Annotated in this window: 21 protein-coding genes; 7 read left to right on the top strand and 14 right to left on the bottom strand. The window is 72.2% G+C overall.

Annotation, left to right across the window (positions count from 1 at the left end):
• Position 1 precedes the first annotated feature (1 nt).
• Genes BIV04_RS13515 through BIV04_RS13490 form a run of 6 tightly spaced genes read right to left on the bottom strand, consistent with a single transcriptional unit; the run spans position 2 to position 5,772 of the window.
• Complete coding sequence (locus BIV04_RS13515) at positions 2-2,314, bottom strand: FdhF/YdeP family oxidoreductase (protein ID WP_071256799.1); 2,313 nt, start codon at positions 2,312-2,314, stop codon at positions 2-4.
• The gene (fdhD, locus tag BIV04_RS13510) at positions 2,311-3,288 is read right to left on the bottom strand and encodes a formate dehydrogenase accessory sulfurtransferase FdhD (RefSeq protein WP_083396459.1); all 978 of its coding nucleotides are present in this window, start codon (positions 3,286-3,288) and stop codon (positions 2,311-2,313) included. The genes BIV04_RS13515 and fdhD overlap by 4 nt, the downstream gene beginning before the upstream one ends.
• Positions 3,289-3,341: 53 nt before the next feature.
• Positions 3,342-4,514, bottom strand: a complete 1,173-nt coding sequence (locus tag BIV04_RS13505; protein ID WP_071256798.1) for a molybdopterin molybdotransferase MoeA — start codon at positions 4,512-4,514, stop codon at positions 3,342-3,344.
• On the bottom strand, positions 4,511-4,768 hold the full coding sequence (locus BIV04_RS13500) for a DUF6457 domain-containing protein (protein ID WP_071256908.1): 258 nt from the start codon (positions 4,766-4,768) through the stop codon (positions 4,511-4,513). The genes BIV04_RS13505 and BIV04_RS13500 overlap by 4 nt, the downstream gene beginning before the upstream one ends.
• Positions 4,769-4,777: 9 nt before the next feature.
• Complete coding sequence (locus BIV04_RS13495) at positions 4,778-5,395, bottom strand: molybdenum cofactor guanylyltransferase (RefSeq protein WP_071256906.1); 618 nt, start codon at positions 5,393-5,395, stop codon at positions 4,778-4,780.
• A 2-nt stretch (positions 5,396-5,397) separates the two neighbouring features.
• Positions 5,398-5,772 (bottom strand): DUF4180 domain-containing protein, encoded by a 375-nt coding sequence (locus BIV04_RS13490; protein ID WP_071256905.1) that lies wholly within the window; start codon positions 5,770-5,772, stop codon positions 5,398-5,400.
• Positions 5,773-5,947: 175 nt separating this feature from the next.
• Between BIV04_RS13490 and BIV04_RS13480 the strand changes: the two genes are divergently transcribed.
• Positions 5,948-6,679 (top strand): hypothetical protein, encoded by a 732-nt coding sequence (locus BIV04_RS13480; protein WP_143048704.1) that lies wholly within the window; start codon positions 5,948-5,950, stop codon positions 6,677-6,679.
• Between the two features lie 71 nt (positions 6,680-6,750).
• Here BIV04_RS13480 and BIV04_RS16550 read toward each other — a convergent pair whose 3' ends face one another.
• Complete coding sequence (locus BIV04_RS16550; protein ID WP_083396457.1) at positions 6,751-7,731, bottom strand: bifunctional methionine sulfoxide reductase B/A protein; 981 nt, start codon at positions 7,729-7,731, stop codon at positions 6,751-6,753.
• A gap of 124 nt (positions 7,732-7,855) precedes the next feature.
• On the opposite strand from BIV04_RS16550, the gene BIV04_RS13470 reads away from it, so the two are divergent.
• Positions 7,856-9,472, top strand: a complete 1,617-nt coding sequence (locus tag BIV04_RS13470; protein ID WP_071256903.1) for an ABC-F family ATP-binding cassette domain-containing protein — start codon at positions 7,856-7,858, stop codon at positions 9,470-9,472.
• A 59-nt stretch (positions 9,473-9,531) separates the two neighbouring features.
• Here BIV04_RS13470 and BIV04_RS13465 read toward each other — a convergent pair whose 3' ends face one another.
• From BIV04_RS13465 to BIV04_RS13455, 3 genes are all read right to left on the bottom strand, one after another.
• The gene (locus BIV04_RS13465; RefSeq protein WP_071256794.1) at positions 9,532-10,458 is read right to left on the bottom strand and encodes a glycerophosphodiester phosphodiesterase family protein; all 927 of its coding nucleotides are present in this window, start codon (positions 10,456-10,458) and stop codon (positions 9,532-9,534) included.
• Positions 10,459-10,529: 71 nt separating this feature from the next.
• Positions 10,530-12,191, bottom strand: a complete 1,662-nt coding sequence (locus tag BIV04_RS13460) for a glycosyl hydrolase 53 family protein (protein ID WP_083396468.1) — start codon at positions 12,189-12,191, stop codon at positions 10,530-10,532.
• A 136-nt stretch (positions 12,192-12,327) separates the two neighbouring features.
• Entirely contained in the window at positions 12,328-14,367 is a 2,040-nt protein-coding gene (locus BIV04_RS13455; RefSeq protein ID WP_071256792.1) for a beta-galactosidase, read from the bottom strand.
• Between the two features lie 194 nt (positions 14,368-14,561).
• On the opposite strand from BIV04_RS13455, the gene BIV04_RS13450 reads away from it, so the two are divergent.
• The 5 genes from BIV04_RS13450 (at position 14,562) to BIV04_RS13430 (ending at position 19,771) form a co-directional block, all read left to right on the top strand.
• Entirely contained in the window at positions 14,562-15,869 is a 1,308-nt protein-coding gene (locus BIV04_RS13450) for an ABC transporter substrate-binding protein (protein WP_071256790.1), read from the top strand.
• 107 nt (positions 15,870-15,976) lie between these two features.
• Positions 15,977-16,987 (top strand): carbohydrate ABC transporter permease, encoded by a 1,011-nt coding sequence (locus tag BIV04_RS13445; RefSeq protein WP_083396456.1) that lies wholly within the window; start codon positions 15,977-15,979, stop codon positions 16,985-16,987.
• Positions 16,988-16,989: 2 nt separating this feature from the next.
• Positions 16,990-17,946, top strand: coding sequence for a carbohydrate ABC transporter permease (locus BIV04_RS13440; RefSeq protein ID WP_083396455.1), 957 nt, complete (start codon positions 16,990-16,992; stop codon positions 17,944-17,946).
• 41 nt (positions 17,947-17,987) lie between these two features.
• Positions 17,988-19,001, top strand: a complete 1,014-nt coding sequence (locus BIV04_RS13435; RefSeq protein ID WP_071256898.1) for a LacI family DNA-binding transcriptional regulator — start codon at positions 17,988-17,990, stop codon at positions 18,999-19,001.
• A gap of 83 nt (positions 19,002-19,084) precedes the next feature.
• On the top strand, positions 19,085-19,771 hold the full coding sequence (locus BIV04_RS13430; protein ID WP_071256789.1) for an SDR family oxidoreductase: 687 nt from the start codon (positions 19,085-19,087) through the stop codon (positions 19,769-19,771).
• A 21-nt stretch (positions 19,772-19,792) separates the two neighbouring features.
• Here BIV04_RS13430 and BIV04_RS13425 read toward each other — a convergent pair whose 3' ends face one another.
• The 4 genes from BIV04_RS13425 to BIV04_RS13410 all read right to left on the bottom strand — a co-directional run bounded on the left by BIV04_RS13425 (position 19,793) and on the right by BIV04_RS13410 (position 23,821).
• Complete coding sequence (locus tag BIV04_RS13425) at positions 19,793-20,284, bottom strand: MarR family winged helix-turn-helix transcriptional regulator (RefSeq protein WP_071256896.1); 492 nt, start codon at positions 20,282-20,284, stop codon at positions 19,793-19,795.
• A gap of 96 nt (positions 20,285-20,380) precedes the next feature.
• A complete protein-coding gene (locus tag BIV04_RS13420) occupies positions 20,381-21,964 on the bottom strand; it encodes a hypothetical protein (RefSeq protein WP_218141856.1) in 1,584 nt (527 codons plus the stop codon).
• A 44-nt stretch (positions 21,965-22,008) separates the two neighbouring features.
• On the bottom strand, positions 22,009-22,893 hold the full coding sequence (locus BIV04_RS13415) for an ABC transporter permease (RefSeq protein WP_071256787.1): 885 nt from the start codon (positions 22,891-22,893) through the stop codon (positions 22,009-22,011).
• Positions 22,880-23,821, bottom strand: coding sequence for an ABC transporter ATP-binding protein (locus BIV04_RS13410; RefSeq protein WP_071256894.1), 942 nt, complete (start codon positions 23,819-23,821; stop codon positions 22,880-22,882). Before BIV04_RS13410 ends, BIV04_RS13415 begins: the two co-directional genes overlap by 14 nt.
• Positions 23,822-23,911: the final 90 nt, after the last annotated feature.

Here is a 23,911-nt window from a genome sequence, read left to right as displayed (position 1 = left end):
CTCAGACCCCGACCGGCACCGCCGCCGGCGTCACGCGCACCAGCACCGCCTTCGACACGGGCGTGTTGCTGCCGATCGCCGCGCTGTCGAGCGGCACGAGCACGTTCGCCTCGGGGAAGTACGCCGCGGCGCACCCTCGGGCCGTCGGGTAGGCGACGATGCGGTAGTCGCGCAGCACCCGCTCGACGTCGTCGGTCCAGACCGTCGCCACGTCGACCTTCTGGCCGTCGACGAGACCGAGGTCGTCCAGGTCGAGCGGGTTGACGAACACCACGTGCCGACCCTTCTTGATGCCGCGGTAGCGGTCGTTGAGGCTGTAGATCGTGGTGTTGTACTGGTCGTGCGAGCGCAGGGTCTGCAGCAGCAGCGTGCCCTCGGGGCGTTCGACGCGCTCGAGGTCGTTGACCGTGATGATCGCCTTGCCGGCCTTCGTCGCGAACGTCCGCGAGTCGCGCGGCCCGTTCGGCAGGACGAACCCGTCACGGCTGCGTACCCGCTCGCTGTAGCGCTCGAAGCCCGGCACGACGCGGCTGATGTGGTCGCGCAGCGTGTCGTAGTCGTCCTCGAAGCCCTGCCAGTCGATCTCGAGGTCGGCCCGGTCGCCGAGCGTCGCCTGCGCCAGACGGCTGACGATGGCGACCTCGCTGAGCAGGTCGGGCGCGACGGGCGGCACCTGGCCGTGGCTGCCGTGCACCGAGCAGACGGTGTCCTCGACCGAGACGAACTGCGGCCCGGCCTTCTGCACGTCGATCTCGGTCCGGCCGAGCGTCGGCAGGATGAGCGCCTCGGCACCGACGACGGCGTGCGAACGGTTCAGCTTCGTCGACACCTGCACCGTCATGTCGGTCCCGCGCATCGCGGCCTCGGCGAGCTGGGTGTCCGAGATCGCGGCCACGAGGTTGCCGCCCATGCCCATCCAGAACTTGATCCGCCCCTCCTGCATGGCCTTGATGCCCTTGAGGGCGTCGACGCCGTGCTCGCGCGGCGGGTCGAAGCGGAACTCCTTCTGCAGGGCGTCGAGGAACTCGTCCGAGACCTGCTCCCAGATGCCCATCGTGCGGTCGCCCTGCACGTTGCTGTGCCCGCGGATCGGCGACGCCCCGGCACCCGGCTTGCCGATGTTGCCGCGGAGCAGCAGCAGGTTGATGATCTCCTTGATGGTGTCGACGGCCTTGCGGTGCTGCGTGATGCCCATCGCCCAGGTGATGATCACGCGGTCCGAGGACAGGTAGCGGTCGGCGAGCTCGTCGATCTCGGCGCGGTCGAGCCCGGTCGCCAGCAGCACCTCGTCGTCGTCGACCTGCGCGATGTGCTCGCGGAAGGCCTCGAGGCCGACGGTGTGCTCGGCCAGGAACTCGTGGTCGAGCACCGTGCCGGGGGCGGCGTCCTCGGCCTCGAGGACGCGCTTGGCGACGGCCTGCAGCAGTGCCATGTCGCCGCCGAGCCGGATCTGCAGGAACTGGTCGGCGATCTCGGTGCCGCGACCCGCGACGCCGCGCGGCAGCTGCGGGTTCTTGTAGCGACGCAGGCCTGCCTCGGGCAGCGGGTTGACCGCGACGATCTTCGCGCCCTTGAGCTTGGCGTCCTCGAGCGCCGTCAGCATGCGCGGGTGGTTGGTGCCCGGGTTCTGCCCCAGGATGACGATCAGGTCGGCCTGCTCGAAGTCGTCGTACGCGATCGTCGACTTGCCGATGCCGACCACCTCGGCCATGGCGAGGCTCGTCGACTCGTGGCACATGTTCGAGCAGTCGGGCAGGTTGTTCGTGCCGAAGGCGCGCACGAACAGCTGGTAGGCGAAGGCCGCCTCGTTCGAGGTGCGACCGGACGTGTAGAACGACGCCTCGTCCGGGCTGGCGAGCGACTTGAGCTTGTCGCCGACGATGCGGAACGCCTCGTCCCACGACACCTCGCGGTAGTGGTCGCTGCCGGCCGGCTTGTGCACGGGCTTGGTGAGGCGGCCCTGCATGCCGAGCCAGTACTCGGTCTTGTCGAGCAGGTCGGTCACGGAGTGCTCGGCCCAGAACGTGTCGGGCACGAGCACCGGGTTGGCCTCCCAGGTGACCGCCTTGGCGCCGTTCTCGCAGAACTCGGCCACCTTGCGGTGGTTCGGGTCGGGCCAGGCGCAGCTCATGCAGTCGAAGCCGTCCTTCTGGTTCAGCGACGTCATGAGCTTGACGGTGCGGGCCAGCCCGAGCTGCTTGATGGCCGGGTCCATCGAGTGCAGCACGCCGGGTACGCCGGCGGCCCACTCGCGCGGGGGGCCGACCTCGATGTCGGCGTCGGTCACGTCGGAGACGGGTGGTTTCTCGGTCACGGTCTGGTTCCGATCGTCAGGGGCACGGGCGAGGAGGCGCGCGTCGCGCCACCGGGGGAGTCGGGGGAGGACGAGGAGGCGCGGGCCGCCTCGCCGGGGACGCTCGCGTCGGCCGCGGGCTCGGTCCCGTCGGGCTCGCCGAGCCGGTCGGGCCGTGAGTACACGACCATGGACCGACCGCGGAGGAACCCCACGATCGTGACGCCGAGCTCGGTCGCGAGGTCGACGGCGAGCGACGACGGCGCCGACACGGCGGCGAGCACCGGGATGCCGGCCATCGAGGCCTTCTGCGTGAGCTCGAACGAGGCGCGACCCGAGACCATCAGGACGGTCCCGGTCAACGGCAGCCGCGCCTCCTTGACGGCCCAGCCGACGACCTTGTCGACGGCGTTGTGCCGACCGACGTCCTCGCGCAGGACGAGCAGCTCGCCGGTGCGACCGTCGAAGAGGGCCGCGGCGTGCAGCCCGCCGGTCTTCTCGAAGACGTCCTGGCCCTCGCGGAGGCGGTCGGGGAAGGTCGCGAGCAGAGCCGGGTCGACGACGAGGGGGTCGTGCAGCACCTCGTGCTGCGACGTCGTCCGTACCGCGTCGATGGAGGCCTTGCCGCAGAGTCCGCACGAGCTCGTCGTGTAGAACGCCCGCTCGAGGCTCGGGTCGGGTGCGGGTACCCCGGGCGCGAGCGTGACGTCGAGCACGTTGTAGGTGTTGAGGCCCTCGGCCGTGGCCCCGGCGCAGTATCGGGCCGCGAAGAACTCGTCACCGGTCGAGATGACGGCCTCGGACACGAGGAACCCGGCGGCGAGATCGAAGTCGTGCCCGGGTGTGCGCATGGTGATGGCGAGCGACGTGCCGCCGACGCGGATCTCGAGCGGCTCCTCGACGGCGAGGGTGTCCATGGTCTTGCGGACGCCCGCCGTGCCGTCGTCGCCGACCGTGATGCGGGTCACCGGCTTGCGGGACGTGATGCGTGCCATGGGTCAGGTCTACCCCTCGAACCCCGGATCCGAAAGCCGACGAGGCGCGCGTCTCACCACGGCAGGCCGAGCGACGGGACGACGTCGCCCGCCCGCGCCCCGCCCTCGGGCACGATCAACAGCCCGTCGGCGTCGGCCAGGCCGCGCAGCATCGCGGACGACTGGCGCTCGGTCGGCACGGCACCGTCCGGCGTCAGCCGGTACGCCTGCACGAGCGCTCCGGCTCGGGGGTGGGCGACGTCGACGGCGAGCGTGACGGACCCGGGAGGCGCGGGTCGCCTGCCGAGGAGGCCGTCCACCACCGCGGTCCCCACGACCACGAGCCCCACGTACGCGGCCATCGGGTTGCCCGGCAGGCACAGGTACAGCGTCTCGCCCCGCCGCGCGACGACCAGGGGCTGCCCCGGACGCATGGCGAGGCCGTCGACCGCCAGCTCGGCTCCCAACCGGTCCAGGGCTGCGCGGACGTGGTCGGTCGGGCCGTGCGCGGTGCCTCCCGTCGTCACCACGAGGCGACGGTCCGGACGGTCGAGCGCGGCGATCGTCGCGTCGAGGTCGTCCGGCACGCGCGTCGTGGTCGCGGGAGCGGCACCGAGGGAGTCGAGGAGGCGCGGCACCGGCACCGAGAACACGTCGCGGACCGTCCCGCGTCCGGGCACGCCCTCGGCCACGACCTCGTCGCCGAGCACGGCCAGGGCCACCGCCGGGCGCACGACGACGGACACGGCGTCGTGCCCGCCGAGGGCCAGCACGGCGACGCGCGGCGGGGTGAGGAGGGTGCCGGCGGCGATCAGGGCGTCGCCTCGATCGATCTCCTCCCCGGCCCGACGGACGTGCGACGGGCGGCGCGGATCGTCGTCGGCCGTGAGGACGTCGTCGGCCACGTGCCCGGACTCCGAGCGCAGCACACGGTCCGTCCCGGTCGGCACGACGGCCCCCGTGGTCACCGGCCGGGCGATCCCGGGGGGCAGGGGATCGGCGCCGTCGGCGACCCGGCCCGCCACGATGGAGGGGCCGAGGCGCCACGGCCCCTCGCCCGCGACCGCCCAGCCGTCCATGGCCGAGACGTCGGAACCGGGCACGCGCGCGAGGCTGGTCACGTCGTGGGCCAGCGTCCGGCCGGCGGACTCGGCCAGCGGGACGGTCTCGAGCTCTCGGGGCAGGGCCCGGGCGGCGTCGGCCGCCTCGGCCCGGGCGACCCGCCAGTCGGCCCGCCGGACCGTCACGCCGGGTCGGCCGTGGCGAGCGTGGTGGCGGTCGCGACCGCACGGTCGAGCTCGGCCCGCGAACCGCCGGCGAGTCCTGCGGCGTAACCGACGAGGAACGTCGTCAGCGGGGCGGCCGGGCGGGCGACGCCGTGCGCCGCGTCGCGGGCGAGGTCGAGCACCTCGGGGATGTCGACCACGAAGTCGTCGGGCAGGCCCAGGGCCCGGACGAGTCGTGCGGCCCAGGCGTCGAGTTCGGCAGGTGTGTCGGTCATGGTCGACACTCAACCAGTCGCGTCGGACTCGCGCCGGACGACACCCAGGCGGTCGGCGTCGTCCGCGGTGTCGACGTCGGCGCAGAGCTCGTCGGGCACGGGCACCTCGAGCAGGTCGAGCCCGTCGAGCAGACGGCGCAGCGAGAGGTCGGCGAGGGGGCCGTCGGCTCGCAGCGCCGCGAGTCGGGTCTCGAGAGCGCCGGTCCGGTAGAGCCCGAGCAGCGGCTGACGTCGCCCGCCCGAGTCGACCGCCAGCAGGCCGTCGCGGCGCTCGCCGTCGCCGTCGCCGTCGCCGGCGAGCAGGGCCTGCACCGCCTCGGGTGCCCGCGGCACGTCGCAGGCCAGTACGAGGGTCCACGGCGCCGCGTCCTCGACGACGTCGAGACCGGCCGCGAGGGCTGCCACCGGCCCGGACCGGGCGGGTTCCTCGCGGGTCAGCAGTGCCCCGGCGGGCGGCACCCGGCCGTCGCGCAGGCCGACCACGACGAGGGTGCGGGCGCCGACCGAGGCCTCGACGGCCCGGTCGAGCAATGTCGCGTCGCCGCTGGTGAACCCGGTCTTGTCGGCGCCCTGGACCCGGGAGGCGCGACCCCCCGCGAGCAGGACCGCGTCGAACTCGCGGCTCACGATCACCCGCGCGGTCCGGTCGCGGCGAGCCGGGCGGCCAGCGTGCCCTCGTCGGGGACGAACCAGACGTGCCGCCCGCGGTTGGACTCGCGCACCCAGTCACGGAACGCCGCGCTCGCCGCCTCGTGGCGTCCGACGTCGCCCAGCACCACCAACTGCAGGCGGTAGTTCACGAGCTTCTGGGCGAACTCGCCCGCCCGGCGGGTGCTCAGGTCGAGGAAGGCCGGGTCGAGACGGGAGACCGGCACGACGAGGACCGACGCGTCCGCCCCGAACGCCTCGCCCACGAGGTCGACGGCGTCCGTCTCGGTGGACAGTCGCGGCCCGGCCGAGTCGACGTGCAGGACGCGATGGGGGCCGTGGTCGTCGATGCGCATGCCCCAGGGTAGGCCGTCGAGGTGCGACGGCTCCTCGGTCGTCCGACCGGACATGATCCTGAGGTATTCTCGGAGTCATCCGCTCGACCGACGTGCCCTGGCGGCTGCGCGCCTAGCCTCGTCCTGCGGGCCACGGAGGCCCGGGCTCACGAAGGGGCCGACGAAGGGGTGGACGATGACGAGACCTGACGGCAGGACGACGGTCCTGGCGTGCCTGGCCACCGCGGGTGCGGTCGCGGCCTTGCTGGTCGGCTGCACGTCGACGACCGGTCCGGCGGACGCGACGAAGGACCCGGCATCCCGGCCCACCGCCACGGACACCGCCACGACGACCCCGGACCCCGCGGCCCCGTCGACGCCCACTCCGACGCCTGCTCCCACCTCGACGCCCGAGGCCCGCCCGGTGTCGATCCCGACGGACTGCACCGACATCGTCGACGCCGCGACCTACGCCGCCACCATGCGGGACGCCCCGCTGAACGATCCGGCCTATTTCGGAGGTCCGATGGGTTCGGTCACCCCCACCGCGCCTCCGGCCGACGCCGATCTCCGAGACGTCGTGGCCGCCGGCGACCGGCTGCGCTGTGGCTGGGCCGACGTGCGGGCCGACATCACGGGTCTGTTCGCGAACGTCGGCACGGTCGACGCCGAGACGGCCGCGGCCTATCCTGCCTGGCTCGCCGAGAAACGCGAACCCACCTCGGTGTTCTGGCTCGACGGTGTCGTCTACGACTGCTCCGAGGCGTACGGCGGCACGCTCTGCCAGTACGTCACCACCCACCCGATGTACGGCGTCGACATGGCCGACACCGTCCTGGTGCGCGACGACGTCGTCGTCACGGTCACCCAGCGCAACGTCCCGACGGACGACCTCATGGGCTCGATCGTCACGCGCCTCTGGGGCTGAGCGGCGACCCGACGCAGGAGGCGCGGTGCCGGTGGGTACCGGCACCGCGCCTCCTGAGGGCCTGACGGGCGTCAGCCCGCGGCGACCTGCTGGTCGCGCTTCGGCAGCACCCAGCCCGGGCGGACGAAGTGGCAGGTGTAGCCGAAGGGGTCCTTCTCGAGGTAGTCCTGGTGCTCTTCCTCGGCCTCCCAGAAGTCGCCCGCGGCGGTGACCTCGGTGACGACCTTGCCCGGCCAGATGCCCGACGCGTCGACGTCGGCGATGGTGTCGAGGGCCGTGGCACGCTGCTCGTCGTTCGTGTAGAAGATCGCCGAGCGGTAGCTGTCGCCGACGTCGTTGCCCTGGCGGTCCTTCGTCGACGGGTCGTGGATCTGGAAGAAGAACTCCAGGATCTCGCGGTACGAGGTCAGGCCCGGGTCGAAGACGATCTCGACGGCCTCGGCGTGACCGCGGTGGTTGCGGTAGGTCGCGTTCGGCACGCTGCCGCCCGAGTAGCCGACACGGGTCGAGACGATGCCCGGTCGGCGGCGCAGCAGCTGCTGGGCGCCCCAGAAGCAACCGCCGGCGAGGATCGCGGTCTCGGTCGTGCCGCTGGGGGCGGGGGTGGATTCGGGGGAGAAGAGCGTCATGTAGGCACCGTATCCTTCGGTTTCGAGTGAGGCGTAGGGGACGAAGCGGAGAGCCGCCGAGTTGATGCAGTAGCGCAGCCCGCCGGTGGCGGTGGGGCCGTCCCGGAAGACGTGGCCGAGGTGGCTGTCCCCGGCGGTGGAGCGCACCTCGGTGCGCTTGAAGAACAACCCCTCGCGCTTCTCGACGACGTGCTCGGCGTCGATGGGGCGCGTGAAGCTCGGCCAGCCGGTGCGGCTGTCGAACTTGTCGACCGAGGCGAACAGGGGCTCGCCCGAGACGACGTCGACGTAGATGCCCGCGTCCTTCGAGTCCCAGAACTCGTTGCGGAACGCGGGTTCGGTGCCGCCGCCCTGGGTCACGCGGCGCTGGGTCGAGGTGAGGCGGGCGACCGCCTCGGGGTCTTTCCGGTACTGGTTCGACATGATGCCTCCTGTTCGTCGACGTCGGTGCGATCGGATGGGGTCGGGTGCCCGCGGTCGCGTCGATGCCTCCGACGACAACAACCGGGCGGCGCCGGGTGTTCCGTCGGCCTGCGAGGATCGACGCATGAGCCTGATCCGACTGAACGACGTGACCGTGCGCTTCGACGGCACCCCGGTGGTGCGCGAGGCCTTTTTCCGCCTCGACGAGAAGGAGCGCGTGGGGATCGTCGGTCGCAACGGCAGCGGCAAGTCCACGCTGCTCAAGCTGATGCTCGACCAGGTGCAGCCCGACGAGGGCACGGTCACCCTCGAGCAGGGCGTGCGGGTGGGGTACTTCTCGCAGTTCTCCGAGCTCGACGGCACACAGACGATCGTCGAGGTGCTGACCGGACTCTTCGCCCACGAGCGGACGATCGAGGCCGATCTGGCGCAGATCGACGCCGACATCGCCGTGGTCGCGATGGACCCCGACGGCGGGGACGCCCTCGACCAGCTGATCCACCGGCAGTCCGAGCTGTTCGCCGAGATGGACCGGGTCGACGGCTGGGAGTACCCGCGCCGCATCGACACCGCCCTGAGCGTGCTCGGGTTCAGCGACGCGCACCGCACCAGCCCGATCGACGACCTCAGCGGTGGCTGGCGCAACCGGGCGGCCCTGGCGAAGATCGTCCTCGAGGACCCCGACGTGCTGCTGCTCGACGAGCCGACGAACTTCCTCGACGTGGCGGGAGTCGAGTGGCTCGAGTCCTGGTTCCGCGACTTCCACGGCGCGGCCGTCGTCGTGTCGCACGACCGCAGCTTCCTCGACGCGGTCGTCACCCGCATCGTCGAGGTCGAGAACTTCCACCTGCACGACTACCCGGGCGACTTCGCCGAGTACGTCGTGCAGAAGCAGTTCCGGTTGAAGAGCCTCGAGCAGCAGTTCGTGCACGAATCCGAGCTGCTCGCGTTCGAGGCCGAGGGCATCTCGGACCGCCGCGACGCCGCGAAGGCCGCGAAGCGCCAGGACGGCGGCGACCTGCTCAAGCAGCTGGCCAAGGTGAAGAAGTCGCGGGCACCTCGCCCCGTCGACCAGATCATCACCGAGATCTACTCGGGGCTGCACGTCAAGGACGTCCTCTGCCGGGTCGACGGCCTCGGCAAGGCCCGCGACGACCGCACGCTCTTCGACGACCTCACCTTCGAGCTGCGCCGCGGCGACCGCCTGGTGATCACGGGGGCGAACGGCAGCGGGAAGAGCACGCTGCTGCGGGTGCTGACCGGCGAGGAACGCGCGGACGCCGGTCGGGCCGCCTGGGCGGGCGGGGTCAAGGTGGTCTCGTACGACCAGGTGCTCGCCGAACTCGACGACGACGACACCGTCACGCACTCGGTCAACGCGATGCCCGACAGCCTCGCCCTGACCGCGACGCGCAAGTCGGTCGGGCGGTTCCTCGCGATGTTCCAGTTCAGCGAGGCCGACCTCAAGAAGCGCATCGGCGCGCTCTCCGGTGGTCAGCGGGCCCGCGTCGCGATGGCGCAGTGCCTGCTCTCGGGTGCCTCGGTGCTGCTGCTCGACGAGCCCACCAACCACCTCGACGTGCCGAGCGCCCAGGTGATGGAGCGGGCGCTGCAGCACTTCCCCGGGGCGGTCGTCGTGGTCAGCCACGACCGGTTCTTCGCCGACAAGGTTGCCACCCGCCGGCTGGTCTTCGGGGCGGACGCCGAGCGGCCCGAACGGGTGACCGTCACCGCGGCCTGAGCCGCGGGGACGCCAGGCGCCAGGCGCGGGGCGCGAGCCGTGTCCGCGGGCGTCGGGGCTCAGCCCTCGGTCGTGAGCGGCCCGACGACCTCGGTGACGCCCGAGACGACGAGCCCGTCGGCGCCGTGGTCGAGGGCGGTGTGCGCCGCGTCGAGGTCGGGCACGATGTGGCCGTACACGGGCTTGCCGGTCGCCGCGAGGGTCGACCAGGTGGCGGCCGGGGCGGCCCAGTCGAGGCCGAGCAGGCTCCAGGAGCCGGAGGTGCGGGTCAGCAGCTCGGGATCGCCCGCCAGCTCGTCGGCGTAGTAGTACCCCCAGGTCTCGCATCCCCGCGCGGTGGCGAGGTCGCCCCACTCGGTCTGCGTGCAGTAGCCCTTGCCGACCAGGGTCTGCGTGAGGTCGGCCGTGCCGAGCTGGGTCCGCGCGATCTCGAACAGCTCGGGGTAGAAGTCGGCCCCGACGTACTTCGGGTCGACGAACAGGGCGTGGTCGCGGCCGAACTCGCGCACGATCTCGTCGAAGCGCGCGTAGGGCTGGTCCGACTGCCCGGGGTCGCTCGTCCCGGCCGCCGAGATGCGGTACCGCTGCACCTCGCTCCAGGTGTGCTCGGCGGCGACGAAGCCGGACGTGCCCGAGGTGCGGTCGAGGGTCTCGTCGTGCAGGCCGAACCACACTCCGTCCGAGGTGCGGGAGAGCGACATCTCGAGCGCGTCGACCCCGGCCGCGACCGACTGCCGGTAGGCGAACAGCGACATCTCGGGCCAGTCGCGTGATCCGCCGCGGTGCGCGACGGTGGCGGGACGCGCGGCCCGCAGGGCGTCGACCGGCCGAGGAGGCGCGGTCGGCGTGACCTGCGCCTCCCCGGTCACGCGCGCGGTCCGCAGGGCCACGCCCGCTCCCACGGCACCGAGGACGGCCACGCCGCCCACACCGAGCAACACGGTGCGTCGGTCGACGCGGGCTCGCGGACGCGGGGAGGAGGGCATGAGCCCATCTTGGGGGTCCCCGATCGCGGTCCGTGACGTGGCCGGCCGGGATCACCCGGCGTTCGCCCGGGTCAGTCGGCCGCGTATTCGTCGAGGGCGGGCAGGGGGCGTCCGTCGAAGTCCCACATGGCCTGGTTCTCCCACGCGTTCCCCGAGGTCGGGTCGTCCGGGTCCCAGCCGGCCCCGTCGACCGCCGTCCACACGGGTTCCCAGGCGACGACGCCGATGCCGCGGCCACCGGGGGCCGACGCCACGACGTCCTGGATCGCCCGGAAGTTCGCGGCCTGGCCCTCGGGCGTCGCCGGGTAGCCGGCGACCAGCTGTGACGGGTCGACGACGACGTTCTCCCAGGTGTGGTCGGGATCGTCCTGGAGCGTCCACGGGTACGAGGTCTCGACGATCAGCACGTCGCGGTCGTAGCGTGCGGACAGCGTCGTGACCGCCTGCTGCATGCCCGACAGCCCGCCGTGCCAGTAGCCGTAGTACGAAAGGCCGATCAGGTCGAACGGCACACCGCGTGAGGTGGCCTCGTCGAACCACCAGGTCAGGCCGTCGATCCCGTTGTTGATGTTCGTCAGGTGCAGTACCACCCGGGTCGTCGGCGAGACCTCCTTCACAGCCGTCGCACCGGCCGTGAGGAACATCGCCAGGTTGTCCCATTGCGCGCCGCTGACGCCGTCGCTCGGGTCGACGTCCCAGGTCTGGCCCAGCGGCCAGACCATGCCGGGGTTGATCTCGTTGCCGACCTGCACGGCGTCCGCGGTGATGCCCTCGGCGGCCAGGGCGTCGAGCACGCTGCGGGTGTGGTCGTGGATCTTCGTGGCGACCTCGGGGGCGCTCAGCCCGAGCCACGCCTTCGGCATGGTCTGGGCGCCCGGGTCGGTCCAGCGGTCGCTGTAGTGGAAGTCCACCAGCAGCTGCATGCCCGCCGCCTTCACCCGGGCCGCCATGGCGACGACGTCGTCCTGGTCGTTGTAGCCGTCGGTCGGGTCGACCCAGACCTTCAGCCGCACCATGTTCGCCCCATGGTCGGCGAGTTGCGTCACCGGGTCGATGGGCCGTCCGGCGGCGTCGAGGTAGACGGCTCCGCGGTCCTCGTTGCGGGGCAGGCCCGAGAGGTCGGCGCCCCGCACGTCGCGGGTGACACGGCCGGGCGTGAAGGTCACGTCGTCCATGCTCGCCCAGGCCCCCGCGGCGCCCGACGTGGTGAGCGTCGGCGTGCACTGGCTGTGCGTCACCTCGGCCGAGACCGACAGGTGCAGCCAGCCGTCGTCGGACTCGGTCGAGGGGACGACCGTCGTGCCCGCGGCGTCCGTGCTCGAGCCGGTACCGCACCCGGTCAACGAGAGCGTGCTCGTGGCCAGGCCGCCACCGCTCTTGACCCAGGCCGAGAAGGTCCACCAGCCGGGCGTGACCTTCTTGAGCTTCTGGCTGGTCGTGGCCGTGCCGGCCGTCGACAGCACGTGCGTCAGGCGCGTGGCCGAGTCGTGCCCACCCGCCTCGAGCGTCGTGGTGCCCTTCCCCTTCGAGACCCAGCCCGCCGCGCCCTGCTCGAAGCCGGGGTCCTGCACGACGACCGGGCGGGAGGCCGGGCCGCCGGGGGCCGCGGTCGCGGGGGCGCCCGACAGCAGGCCGGCTCCCAAGGCTGCCGTGGCGAGGGCGGCGCCGACGACGAGACCGCGCCGGCCCCTCCGGTCGATGCGGGTCCGGGGTGTGGTGGTGGGTCTTGTCATCGCGTCGTCCTCCTTGACGATCGGTGTGGCGGGGTGGTGCGGGTGCGGGGTGGGGCTCTCGACGGGTGGGTGCAGGAGGCGCGGTGCCGGTCCCGACGCCGGCACCGCGCCTCCTCGGGTCGCCTCGCGTCGCGGCTCAGCCGCGCGGGCGGCTCACGACGCGGACCGCCCCGGCGGGCACGGCGACGCGGCCGTCGACGGCGTCGCCGGTGATCAGCTCGGTGCCCCGACCGACCGCGACGTCGGTCGCGGCCTCGGCGTGGTTGACCAGGAAGGTGAAGTCGACGTCGTCCCCGTGGCGCACGACGACCTCGAGCCCGTCGGGCTGCTCGACCGGCAGCGGCACGCCGGCGTCGTCCAGCACCGACCGGACGAGCCCCTCGAGGTCGGCCCCCGTCGTGCGCGTCGAGACGTACCAGGCCGAACCGTCGCCGTGGGCGTGGCGGGTGACCGCCGGACCTCCCGCCGCCGGGCCGTCGACGTAGCTCGCGACCGCCACGGCGCCTTCGAGCACGATGTCGTCGGACCAGCCGGTGCCGGTCGTGCCGTCGTCGAGCGTGACGACCTGGTCGGCGTACAGGGGCAGGAACTCGGGCACCGAGAGTCCGAGCACCTCGCGCAGGGCACCCGGTGCTCCGCCGGCGTGGACGGTGTCGTTCTCGTCGACCACGCCCGAGAAGTACGACGCGACGAAGGTGCCGCCCCCGCGGACGAACGCGCCGAGGGCGTCGGTGGTGTGCCGGTCGGCCAGGTAGAGCGAGGGGGCGAGCACGAGGTCGTAACCCGACAGGTCGTCGTGCGGGTGACGGAAGTCCACCGTCACGCCGAGGTGCCACAGGGCCGAGTACCAGGCGACGACGCGCTCGCGGTGCTGCAGCTCGACCGACGGGCGCCACTCGAGGTCGTGGGCCCAGAACGACTCGACGTCCCAGAGGATCGCGACCCGCGCCTCCACCCGGCTGCCGCGGACGGCCGCGAGGCGACCCAGGTCAGCGCCGAAGTCGACGACCTCGCGCCAGGTTCGGGTCGCAGTGCCGGCGTGCGGCAGCATCGCGGAGTGGAACTTCTCGGCGCCGTACCGCGACGCCCGGAACTGGAAGAACAGGATCGCGTCGGCGCCCCGGGCCAGGTGGCTCGCCGCGTTGCGGGCGAGTTCACCCGGGCGCTTGGCGATGTTGCGGGGCTGCCAGTTGACGGCCGAGGTTGAGTGCTCCATGAGCATCCACGGCGCACCGCCGGCGAGCGACCGGGTGAGGTCGGCGTCCATGGCGAGCAGCACGTGGTTGTCGCGGCGCTCGGCCACGAGGTAGTGGTCGTTCGCGACGACGTCGACCTCGCGGGCCCATTTCCAGTAGTCGATCGACGGGCAGTTGGTGGCCATGAAGTTCGTCGTGACCGGGAGGTGCGGTGCATGTCGCTTGATCGCGTCGCGTTCGGCGGTGAAGCAGGCCAGCAGGGCGTCCGAGGTGAACCGGGCGAAGTCGAGGCGCGAGGTCTGGTTGACGACCGTGGCGGATGTGCGCGGCACGTCGATCTCGTCCCACTCGCCGTAGGTCTGGCCCCAGAACCGGGTGCCCCAGGCCTCGTTGAGCGCGTCGAGGGTGACGTACTTCTCCTCGAGCCAGGTGCGGAAGGCGAGCACCGAGTGGGGGCCGTAGTCCTCGCTGATCGGGGCGCCGTACTCGTTGTGGACGTGCCAGAGCACGACCGCGGGGTGGTTCGCGTAGCGCTCGGCCAGCCGCTCGGTGATCGCGAGGGCCGCGCGACGGTAGTCGGGGCTGCTCGGGCTGACCATGCCGCGGGAGCCGCGGCCGAGGGTGACGCCGTCACGCGTGACCGGGTGGGAGTCGGGATAGGCCTTCCAGAACCAGGCCGGGGGGACGGTCGTCGGGGTGGCCAGGTCGACGTCGATGTCGGCGTCGTGTAGCAGGCCGAGGAGGTCGTCGAGGAAGCCGAAGTCGTACTCGCCCTCGCGGGGTTCGAGCAGCGCCCACGAGAAGATGCCGACGCTGACCAGGTTGATGCCCGCCTGCTTCATCAGGGCGATGTCCTCGAGCCAGACCTCGCGCGGCCACTGCTCGGGGTTGTAGTCCCCGCCGTAGCGCAGGTCGGCGCGGCCGGGCAGCCAGGTCGTGGTGGCCTGGGGCGCGGGCCGGGCATCGAGCTCGAGTGACATGCGGTGATCTCCTTTGACTGTGTGCGCTCCCAGTTGTAACACACCGGTATCGACTGTCGAAAGGGTCGGTATCTGTGTTGACAAGCCAAAAGTGCTGTGCGTAACTGTAACCGCTCACAGGCACAGCGACGTGGTTCTCCGAAGCCCGCGCTGTCCCGCCCCACCACAGCTCTTGCTTTCCTCAAGGAGGACGAATGCGCAGCTCATTCCGCCGTCTCGGTGTCGCCACGGTCGCGACCGCCGCCCTACTGCTCACCGCCGGGTGCTCCGGCGCCGGGGGAGGCGCGGCCGACGACGGTCCCGTCGAGCTCAGCTACTGGGCCTGGGCCCCGAACCTCGACAAGGTCGTCGACCTCTGGAACCAGGACAACCCCGACATCCAGGTCACCGTCAACAAGCAGGACGGTGGCGACCCCGCCATCACCAAGCTGCTCACGGCCATCAAGGCCGGCAGCGGTGCTCCGGACCTGATCCAGGCCGAGTACCAGAAGATCCCGACGCTCGTGTCCTCGGACGCGCTCGCCGACATCTCGGACCAGGGTGCCGCCGACCTCGAGGGCGACTTCTCGGAGGGCACCTGGTCGTCGGTGACCCTCGGCGGCGACGGCGTCTACGCCATCCCGCAGGACTCCGGCCCGATGATGGCCTACTACCGCACCGACATCCTCGACCAGTACGGCCTGAGCGTCCCGACCACCTGGGACGAGTACGCCGACGTGGCCACGAAGCTCCACGCAGCCGACCCGACGAAGTACCTCGGCACCTTCTCGGCCAACGACGCCGGCTGGTTCGCCGGGCTCACGCAGCAGGCCGGCGCCTCGTGGTGGTCGATCGACGGGGACAGCTGGGGTGTCGACATCGAGGGCGGCCCGACGGAGAAGGTCGCGTCGTACTGGGGCGGGCTCGTCGAGAGCGGCGCCGTCGACAACAAGCCGATGTACACGCCCGAGTGGAACGCCGGTCTGAACGACGGCAGCCAGGTCGGCTGGATCAGCTCGGTCTGGGCCCCCGGCGTGCTGGGCGGCAACGCCCCCGACACCGCCGGCAAATGGACCGCGGCGCCGCTGCCGCAGTGGGACGCCTCGAAGCCGGCGGACGGCAACTGGGGTGGCTCGACCACGGCCGTCACGACGCAGTCCGAGCACAAGGAGGCGGCGGTCGAGTTCGCGACCTGGCTCAACACCGACCCCACGGCCGTGGCTGCGCTCGCCGACATCGCCGGCGTCTACCCGGCGGCGACCGACGCGGCGGCCGACGCCCTGACGACGAGCCCCGAGTTCTTCAGCCAGCAGGACGACTTCTACGACATCGCGGCCGAGGCGTCCGAGTCGGTGAACCCGTTCACGTACGGCCCCAACGTCAACGTGGCCTTCAGCGCCTACAACGACGAGTTCGCCAAGGCGGCCGACGCGAAGACGCAGGCGGCGTTCGAGGACGCGGTCACGGCCATGCAGAAGATCACCGTCGACGACCTGACCAAGAGCGGCTTCTCGGTCAAGTAGCGACACCGGGTGGGGCGGCGAAAACCGCCCCACCCGCCGTCGTCACACCCGTCTTCCCCGTCACGTTCGTCTTCCCCGTCACACCCGTCTCGACCCAAGGACCCGGCATGGCCGACACCCTCACCCCCCTCAGCCCCCGCACCGACGGTGCCGGCCCTCCGCCGTCGTCGACCGGTCGCGAGGCGCCCCGGCCCGCGACGCGCAAGGGCAACGGCAGCTTCCGCACGCGGGTGCTGACCCCCTACGCCATGCTCGCCCCCGGCATCGTGCTCTTCGTGCTGTTCATGGCGGCGCCGATCGTCTACACGCTGTTCCTCAGCTTCCAGAAGAAGCAGGTCGTCGGCCTCGGGCTCGGCTCGGGCGGCGAGAGCCAGGTCTTCGCCGGTCTCGAGAACTACGTCGGTTCGCTCACCGACCCCGAGTTCGCCGCCAGTGTCGGGCGCGTCCTGCTCTACGGCGTCGTGCTGATCCCGTGCATGCTCGGCCTCGCGCTGCTCTTCGCCCTGCTGCTCGACTCGAAGCGCACCCGCGCCACGGCCTTCTCGCGCGTGTCGATCTTCATGCCCTACGCGGTGCCCGCCGTGATCAGTTCGCTGCTCTGGGGCTTCCTGTACCTGCCCGCCGTGAGCCCGTTCTACTACGTGTTCGACCGGCTGGGCTGGGACGTCGACGGCGTGCTCGGCTCGGGCACCGTGCTGTTCGCGATCGCCAACATCGCCCTGTGGGGCGGCGTCGGCTTCAACATGATCGTCATCTACACCTCGCTCAAGGCCGTGCCGACCGACGTCTACGAGGCCGCCCGCCTCGACGGCGCCAGCGAGGTGCAGATCGCCCTGCGCATCAAGATCCCGATGGTGGCTCCCGCGCTCGTCATGACCGCACTCTTCTCGATGGTGGCCACCCTGCAGGTGTTCGCCGAACCGACCACCCTGCGCCCGCTCACGAACAGCCTGTCGACCAGCTGGTCGCCGCTCATGCTCGTCTACCGCGACGCGTTCACCCGCGACGACATCTACTCGGCGGCGGCGACCTCGGTCGTCATCGCGCTCGCCACCTTCATCGTCAGCTTCTTCTTCCTCCGGGTCGTCCAGAAGCGCGCGTTCGGCCAGGAGGACTGACCATGACCACGATCGACCTCGACGGCTCCCGCGACGCGGCGGCCCCGGTGCCCGACCCGACCCGCGCCTCCTCGACGGGTCGCCGAGCCTCGGGCAAGGTGCCGCGCGACCCGGCCGCCCCGCGCCTGCACGCCGAACGGCCGAGCATCGTCTCGACGGTGCTGCTGCTGATCGGCGCCGTCTACTGCCTGTTCCCGGTGCTCTGGGTCGTCATGGCCTTGACCAAGGACGGCGGCGAGCTCTTCTCGACCTTCACCCTGGCGCCGAGCGGTCACCTGCTCGACAACGTCGTCGCCCTCACGCAGTACCGCGACGGCCTGTTCTGGCGCTGGATGCTCAACACGGCCCTCTACGCCGGCATCGGCGCGATCGCGTCGACCTTCGTCTCGGCGCTCTCGGGCTACGTGCTCGCGAAGTTCGAGTTCCCGGGCAAGAAGGTCGTCTTCAACGTGCTGCTGATGGGCGTGCTCGTGCCCGGCGTCATCCTGGCGATCCCGCAGTACTTCCTGCTGGCGAACGTCGGCCTGACCAATACGTTCTGGGGCGTGCTGCTGCCGCAGATCATCAGCCCGTACGGCATCTACCTCGCCCGCATCTACGCCGCGGCCGCCGTGCCGACCGACGTGATCGAGGCCGCCCGCACCGAGGGAGCCCGTGAGATGGGCATCTTCGGTCGCATCGCGGTCCCGATGCTGCTGCCGGGGCTCGTGACGATCTTCCTGTTCCAGTTCGTCGCCATCTGGAACAACTTCATGCTGCCGTACATCATGCTCGGCGACGACTCGCTGTTCCCGTTGACGGTCGGCCTCAACGGCCTGCTCAACCAGGGGGCGTCGGCGCCGGCGCTCTACACGCTCGTCATCACCGGGGCGCTGCTGTCGGTCATCCCGCTGATCGCCATCTTCCTGGTCCTTCAGCGCTTCTGGAAGGTCGACCTCGCCGCCGGCGCGGTCAAGTAGTGCCGGCGGGCCCGGCGCCGGCGGCACCCTATGCTGGCCGCGTGAGCAGCGCGACGGGTCGGGGACGACCGACCATCGACGACGTCGCGACGGCGGCGGGCGTCTCGCGGGGCACCGTCTCGCGGGCGCTCAACGGCGGTCGCTGGGTCAGCCCCGAGGCGAAGACCGCCGTCGAGGCGGCCATCAAGGCCACCGGGTACCGCGTCAACCCGCATGCGCGCAGCCTCGCGACGAACCGCACCGGCTCGGTCGCCTTCCTACTCACCGAGGACCACCAGCAGCTCTTCGAGGACCCCAACTTCTCGATCCTGCTGCGCGGGGCCGCCGCGGCCCTCGCCGACCGCGACGTCTCGCTCGTGCTGATCATGGCCGGGTCGCCGGCCGAGCAGCAGCGGGCGCTGGCGTACATCGGCGCCGGCCACGTCGACGGCGTCCTGCTCGTCTCGGCACACAGCGGTGGCCGCCTGCTGACGGACGTGGTCGAGTCGGGCGTGCCGGCGATCGCCTGTGGCATCCCGCTCGGACACGAGAAGAAGATGGGCTGGGTCGCCGCCGACGACCGTGAGGGAGCCCGCGAGATGGTGGCCTACCTCCGTGGTCTCGGGCGTCGCCGCATCGCCACGATCACCGGCCCGGCCGACACCCCCGGCGGCATCACCCGGCTCGAGGGCTACCGCGCCGAGCTGGGCGACGACCTCGACGAGTCGCTCGTGCGCCACGGCGACTACGGCCGTGAGAGCGGTCGCGTCGCGATGGCCTCGCTGCTCGCCGACCATCCCGACATCGACGCCGTGTTCGCGGGCAACGACCGCATGGCCGCCGGGGCGATCGACGCCCTGCGGGCCGCCGGTCGTCGGGTGCCCGAGGACGTCGCCGTGGCCGGGTTCGACGATTCCCGCGTCGCGACCGAGACGACACCGGCGCTGACGACCATGCGTCAGCCGTTCGACCGCATCAGCAACGAGATGGTGCGCCTGCTGCTGCAGGTGATCGACGGCGAGAAGCCCGCCGCGATGACGCTGCCGACCGAGCTGGTGGTGCGCGCGTCCGCCTGACGCGACCCGCGCCTCCTGCGGTGCCCTCTTCTCCCGGCGACCTCACGCGCGACGTCACGGCCGGCGCGCGTAGGGTCGGCGACATGACCGATCTCGACGGAGCCGTGGTGCTCGTTGCCGGCGCGTCCGGCGGACTCGGCGTGCGCGTCGCCGCGATGCTCGAGGACGAGGGGGCCGTCGTCGTGCGCGCGGCGCGACGCCCGGACTCGCTGTCGGGGCCCGGCGCCTACCTCGCCGACCTGCGCGACCCGTCAGGAGGCGCGGCGCTGGTCCGTTCGGCCCTCGACGAACACGGACGCCTCGACGGCGTCGTGGTCGCCGCGGGCGTCGTCGCCTTCGGAGCGGCGAAGGACCTCGACGACGACACGCTCGACGAACTCGTCGCGACCAACGCACTCGGGCCGATCCGGTTGCTGCGTGATGCCCACGCGGCGCTCGCGCAGTCCGCCGTTGCCGGCCGGAAGCCGTTCGTCGTGACCATCAGCGGGGTCGTGTCCGAGGCGCCGACCGTCGGGATGGCCGCGTACTCGGCGTCGAAGGCGGCCCTGGCGGCCTTCGTGTCGGCCGCCGGACGGGAGTACCGGCGCGACGGCATCCGCGTGCTCGACGCGCGCCCGGGGCACACGGACACCGGGCTCGCGACCCGGGCCGTGGCGGGGCAGGCCCCGTCGTTCGGCACCGCCCTCGACCCGGACGCGGTGGCCGAGCGGATCGTGCGGGCGATCGTCGACGGCGAGAAGGACCTGCCCGGCTCGGCCTTCTCGAGCTGAGTTCCGGGCGGCTCGACGCGGCTAGCTGAACTCGTCGCCGACCAGGCGCAACAGGTCGGCGAGCTGGGCCTGCTGGGCCGGCGAGAGGGAGTGCAACCTGGCGCTCTCGGCATCGACCAGGCTCAGCATGGCGGCATCGACCCGCGCGATGCCGTCGTCGGTCACGCGGACGAGCACGCCTCGGCCGTCGCTCGGGTCGCCGCGACGCTCGACCAGGCCGCGCTCGACCAGACGGTCGAGACGGTTGGTCATCGTGCCGCTCGTGACCATGGTCGCCGTGACCAGGTGCTTCGGGCTGAGCTGGAAGGGATCGCCGGCCCGACGCAGGGCCGAGAGCACGTCGAACTCCCAGATCTCGAGGCCCGCGTGGGCGAACGCCTCGCTGCGGATGCGGTCGAGACGTCGCGACAGGCGGCGGAGGCGCGAGAAGACGTCGAGGGGTGCGAAGTCGATGTCGGGGCGCTCGCGGGCCCAGGCGTCGATGATCAGGTCGACTTCGTCGTTCGTGGCCACGGTGCTGCGTTCCCATCGGTCGGTTTCGGACTCCTCATCTTCGTCCACCTGCCGGTGAATCGTCCGCACGGGTCGCCCGGGGGCTTCGATGACGCGCTACTGGTACGTCACGAGGTCGGGCGTGGGCGACACGTCCGCCATCGTCTGCTCGGGTGAGAGCATCGGGGCGTCCTCGTCGTAGAAGTTCTTCCAGCCCCAGGCGACCCCGGCCGGGGCCCCGTCGTGCAGCGTGCGCCAGGTGGCCTGCTTGTCGGGCTGCGAGCCCTGGCCGTCGGCGTGGATCAGCGTCGCCAGCTCGGGCCGGGTCGTGTCGATCGATGCCCGATCGCGCAGCATGTCGAGGCGGAACTGGTGCAGGACGAACATCTTCGGCGGCAGACCCTTCGACGCCACGAGGTCGGCCAGCCAGGTCGACACGGCGTTCACCTCGCCCGCCTCGACCCCGCCGATCTGGCGCAGCGGCACCTGGTCGGCCTCGAGGCGCCATTCGGGGTCGAGCGCCAACCCGACGTTCGGCCGCGACAGCAGCGACTCGTAGCGTTTCGCCTGGCTCAGGAAGTCGGCTCGCCCGGGCTGCAGGTCGATCACCACGTACTGGCCGGCGGCGGCGGCCGCGTCGACGTAGGGCTCGATGCTCTCGACCGACAGCTCGTTCGAGTAGTCGCCGTCGTCCCCCGCGGCACCGGCGGCGACGGTCGCGATGACCTCGAGCATCGGCACGACGGGCCGGTCGCTCGCCGCGTCGTAGCTCGCCGCGACGTCGGCGGCCCGCTGCACGGTCGCGGCGACGTCCTGCTCGCCGAGCACCCCGAGCGCCCCCGTGCCCGGCGCCCCGTAGAGCGCCACGAACCGCCGATCGGGGAAGAACCGCTGCCCGCCGCCGGGCAGCTGGGCACCGGATCGGGCCGCGGCGACCGACCACCCGGGGTCGCGCACGGTCGAGAACGAGGAGCCGATCAAGACCGTGTCGGTCGTCGTCGAGGCGTGCAGTGCGTCGATCGCCTCGCCGGACGCCTGCAGGTCGACGACCCCGTCGGGCAGCGCCTGCACCTCGGCACCCGCGGCTCGCGCGGTGGCCGTGGCCGCGACGTCGTCGGCCCCCGCCACGACGGCGAGGACGTCGTCGAGGGGCGTCGCCGCGTCGGGCACGTCGACCGAGGAGGCGCTGGTCGCCACCTCGACGCGCGCCCCGTCGACGGCCCCCACGTCGCCCACCGCCAGCACGGTCTCGACGCCGAGCCGATCGAGCTCGGCCGCCAGGACGGACGGCCCGGTCGACGAGTCGCCGTTCGACGTGCCGTCGGTCGACGTGTCGTCCATCGGGGACCTGGTCGACGTTGCGGCCGGGGCGAGCAGCATCGGCACGCCGAGTCGCTCCGCCTCGTCGGCCGCCTCCGCCTGGCCTGCCTCGTCCCCGTCCGGCGCGACGACCGCCACCGGACTCGAGGCGAACATCGCCCGGCTGGCCTCGACGGCCCTCTCGGGGGCGGTGGCGGCGCCGACCACGGTGACCCGCGCCTCCTGCTCGTGGGTGACGAGGGCCGTGCGCCCGTCGGCGTCGTCGACCGACGTGGACGTGCAGCCGGCCGCGGTGAGCATGGCCATCGCGGCGAGCGACGCCGCCACGGTCAGGCCGACCGGTCGGGAGGTGACAGGGGAGCGGCGGGTACGGGAAAACACCGATCCACGGTAACCGCGACCGCCGACACCGGCGCGCCGACGGGTCAGCTCAGGACGTCCTTGGTGGTGAACCGGCCGAGCGCCAGGGCACCGAAGACCACGACGTAACCGGCCTGCAGCAGGGCGTTGGCACCGAACGAGTCCCACGAGACCGGGGCGCGCATGAGGTCGGCGAAGCCCAGCCAGTGGTGCGTGAACAGCCAGGGGTCCAGGACGTCCAGCTGCGGCAGCGCATCGACGATCTGCGCGACGGTCGAGAGCACGATCGTGGCGGCCATGGCACCCACCGGCACGCTCGTCAGCGTCGAGGCGAAGACGCCGATCGCCGTGAGGCCGAGCAGCGACATGGTCACGTAGAGCGCCATCAGCAGCAGCCTCAGCGCGTAGTCGCCCAGGCCGATCGTCTGCCCCGAGAGCAGGGTGACCGGCCCGACCGGGAACAACGCGGCACCGGCGATCGCCCCGAAGACGACCACGACGAGCGTGGCGGCGAGGCAGAACGCCGCCGCGGCCGCGTACTTGACGAGCAGGAGGCGCACCCGGCCCACCGGGGTCACCAGCAGGTAGCGCAGGGTGCCCAGGCTCGCTTCGCCCGCGATCGTGTCGCCGGCGACGACCCCCACGGTCAGCGGCAGGAAGAGCGGGATCGCCACCGTCAGGGCGGTGAGCGAGACGAAGAGGCCGTTCTGCGTGATGTCGCCGAGGAAGGCCGGTCCGCGAGAACCGTCGCCGTCGGACGACGTGACCCGGACGGCGACGGCGAGCAGCACCGGGATCAGGGCCAGTGCGGCGAGCAGCGCGATCGTCCGGACGCGGCGGAAGAGCACCGCCAGTTCGCTTCCCAACAGGGCGAGACCCGGCCCGCCCCGCGTGCGGTCGGCGGGGAGGACGGCGTCGGGACGGGTGTCCCGGGAGTCAGCCGGCGACATCGAAGCCCTCCCCGGTCAGGTCGACGAAGCGGTCCTCGAGGCTGGCTCCGGCCACCTCGAACCCGCGCACGCGCACGTCCGCGGCGACGAGGGCGACCACGATCGACTCGGGCGAGAGCCCCTCGACGGCGAGTTCGGCCTCCACGCTCACCGAACCGCCTGCGGTCGCGGGCGTCGCGTCCGGCCGGGCCCGCGCCTCCGGGGCGAGCCCCAGGCGCACGAGGACGTCGCGGGCGGCCTCCGGGTCGGGCGTGAGCAGGCGGACCCGGTGCGTGCCGAGCGCGCGCAGCTCGTCGAGCGTGCCCTGGGTCAGCAGCCGGCCGGCGCTCATCACGCCGATGTGCGTGCACATCTGCTCGACCTCGCTGAGCAGGTGGCTCGAGACGAAGACGGTCGTGCCCTCGTCGGCGAGGGAGCGGATCAGGGTGCGGACCTCGCGCGTGCCCTGCGGGTCGAGGCCGTTGCTGGGCTCGTCGAGCACCAGCAGGTCTCGCGGCATGAGCAGGGCGTTCGCGATGCCGAGGCGCTGCTTCATGCCGAGCGAGTAGGCATGGGCCTTCTTCGAGGCCGCGTGACCGAGGCCGACGCGGTCGAGGGCGGCGTCGACACGGGCACGGCGCGTGGCGGCCGGGGCCGAGCGGTCGCCCGAGTCGAGGCGGTGCAGGTTCGCCCGGCCCGACAGGAACGGGTAGAACGCCGGACCCTCCACCAGGGCGCCGACCCGAGGCAGCACGCGACGCAGGTCGTCGGGCATGGACCCGCCGAGCACCCGGATGTCGCCGCTCGACGCCGAGGTGAGTCCCAGCAGCATGCGGATCGTGCTGGTCTTGCCCGAGCCGTTCGGGCCGAGGAACCCGTAGACGCTGCCGTGCGGCACCGCGAGGTCGACACCGTCGACGGCCCGCTGGCGGCCGAACTGCTTCGTCAGGCCGGTCGTCTCGACGGCGAACGCCCCTCGGGACGCGTCGTCGAGGGTCGACGCCGGGACGGCGACGGTGTCGTGGCTCACCGGCCGGAG

The sequence above is a fragment of the Frigoribacterium sp. MCBA15_019 genome, assembly GCF_001864945.1.
In the GTDB taxonomy this organism is placed as follows: domain Bacteria; phylum Actinomycetota; class Actinomycetes; order Actinomycetales; family Microbacteriaceae; genus Frigoribacterium.
This window is presented reverse-complemented; position numbering and strand designations above follow the sequence as displayed.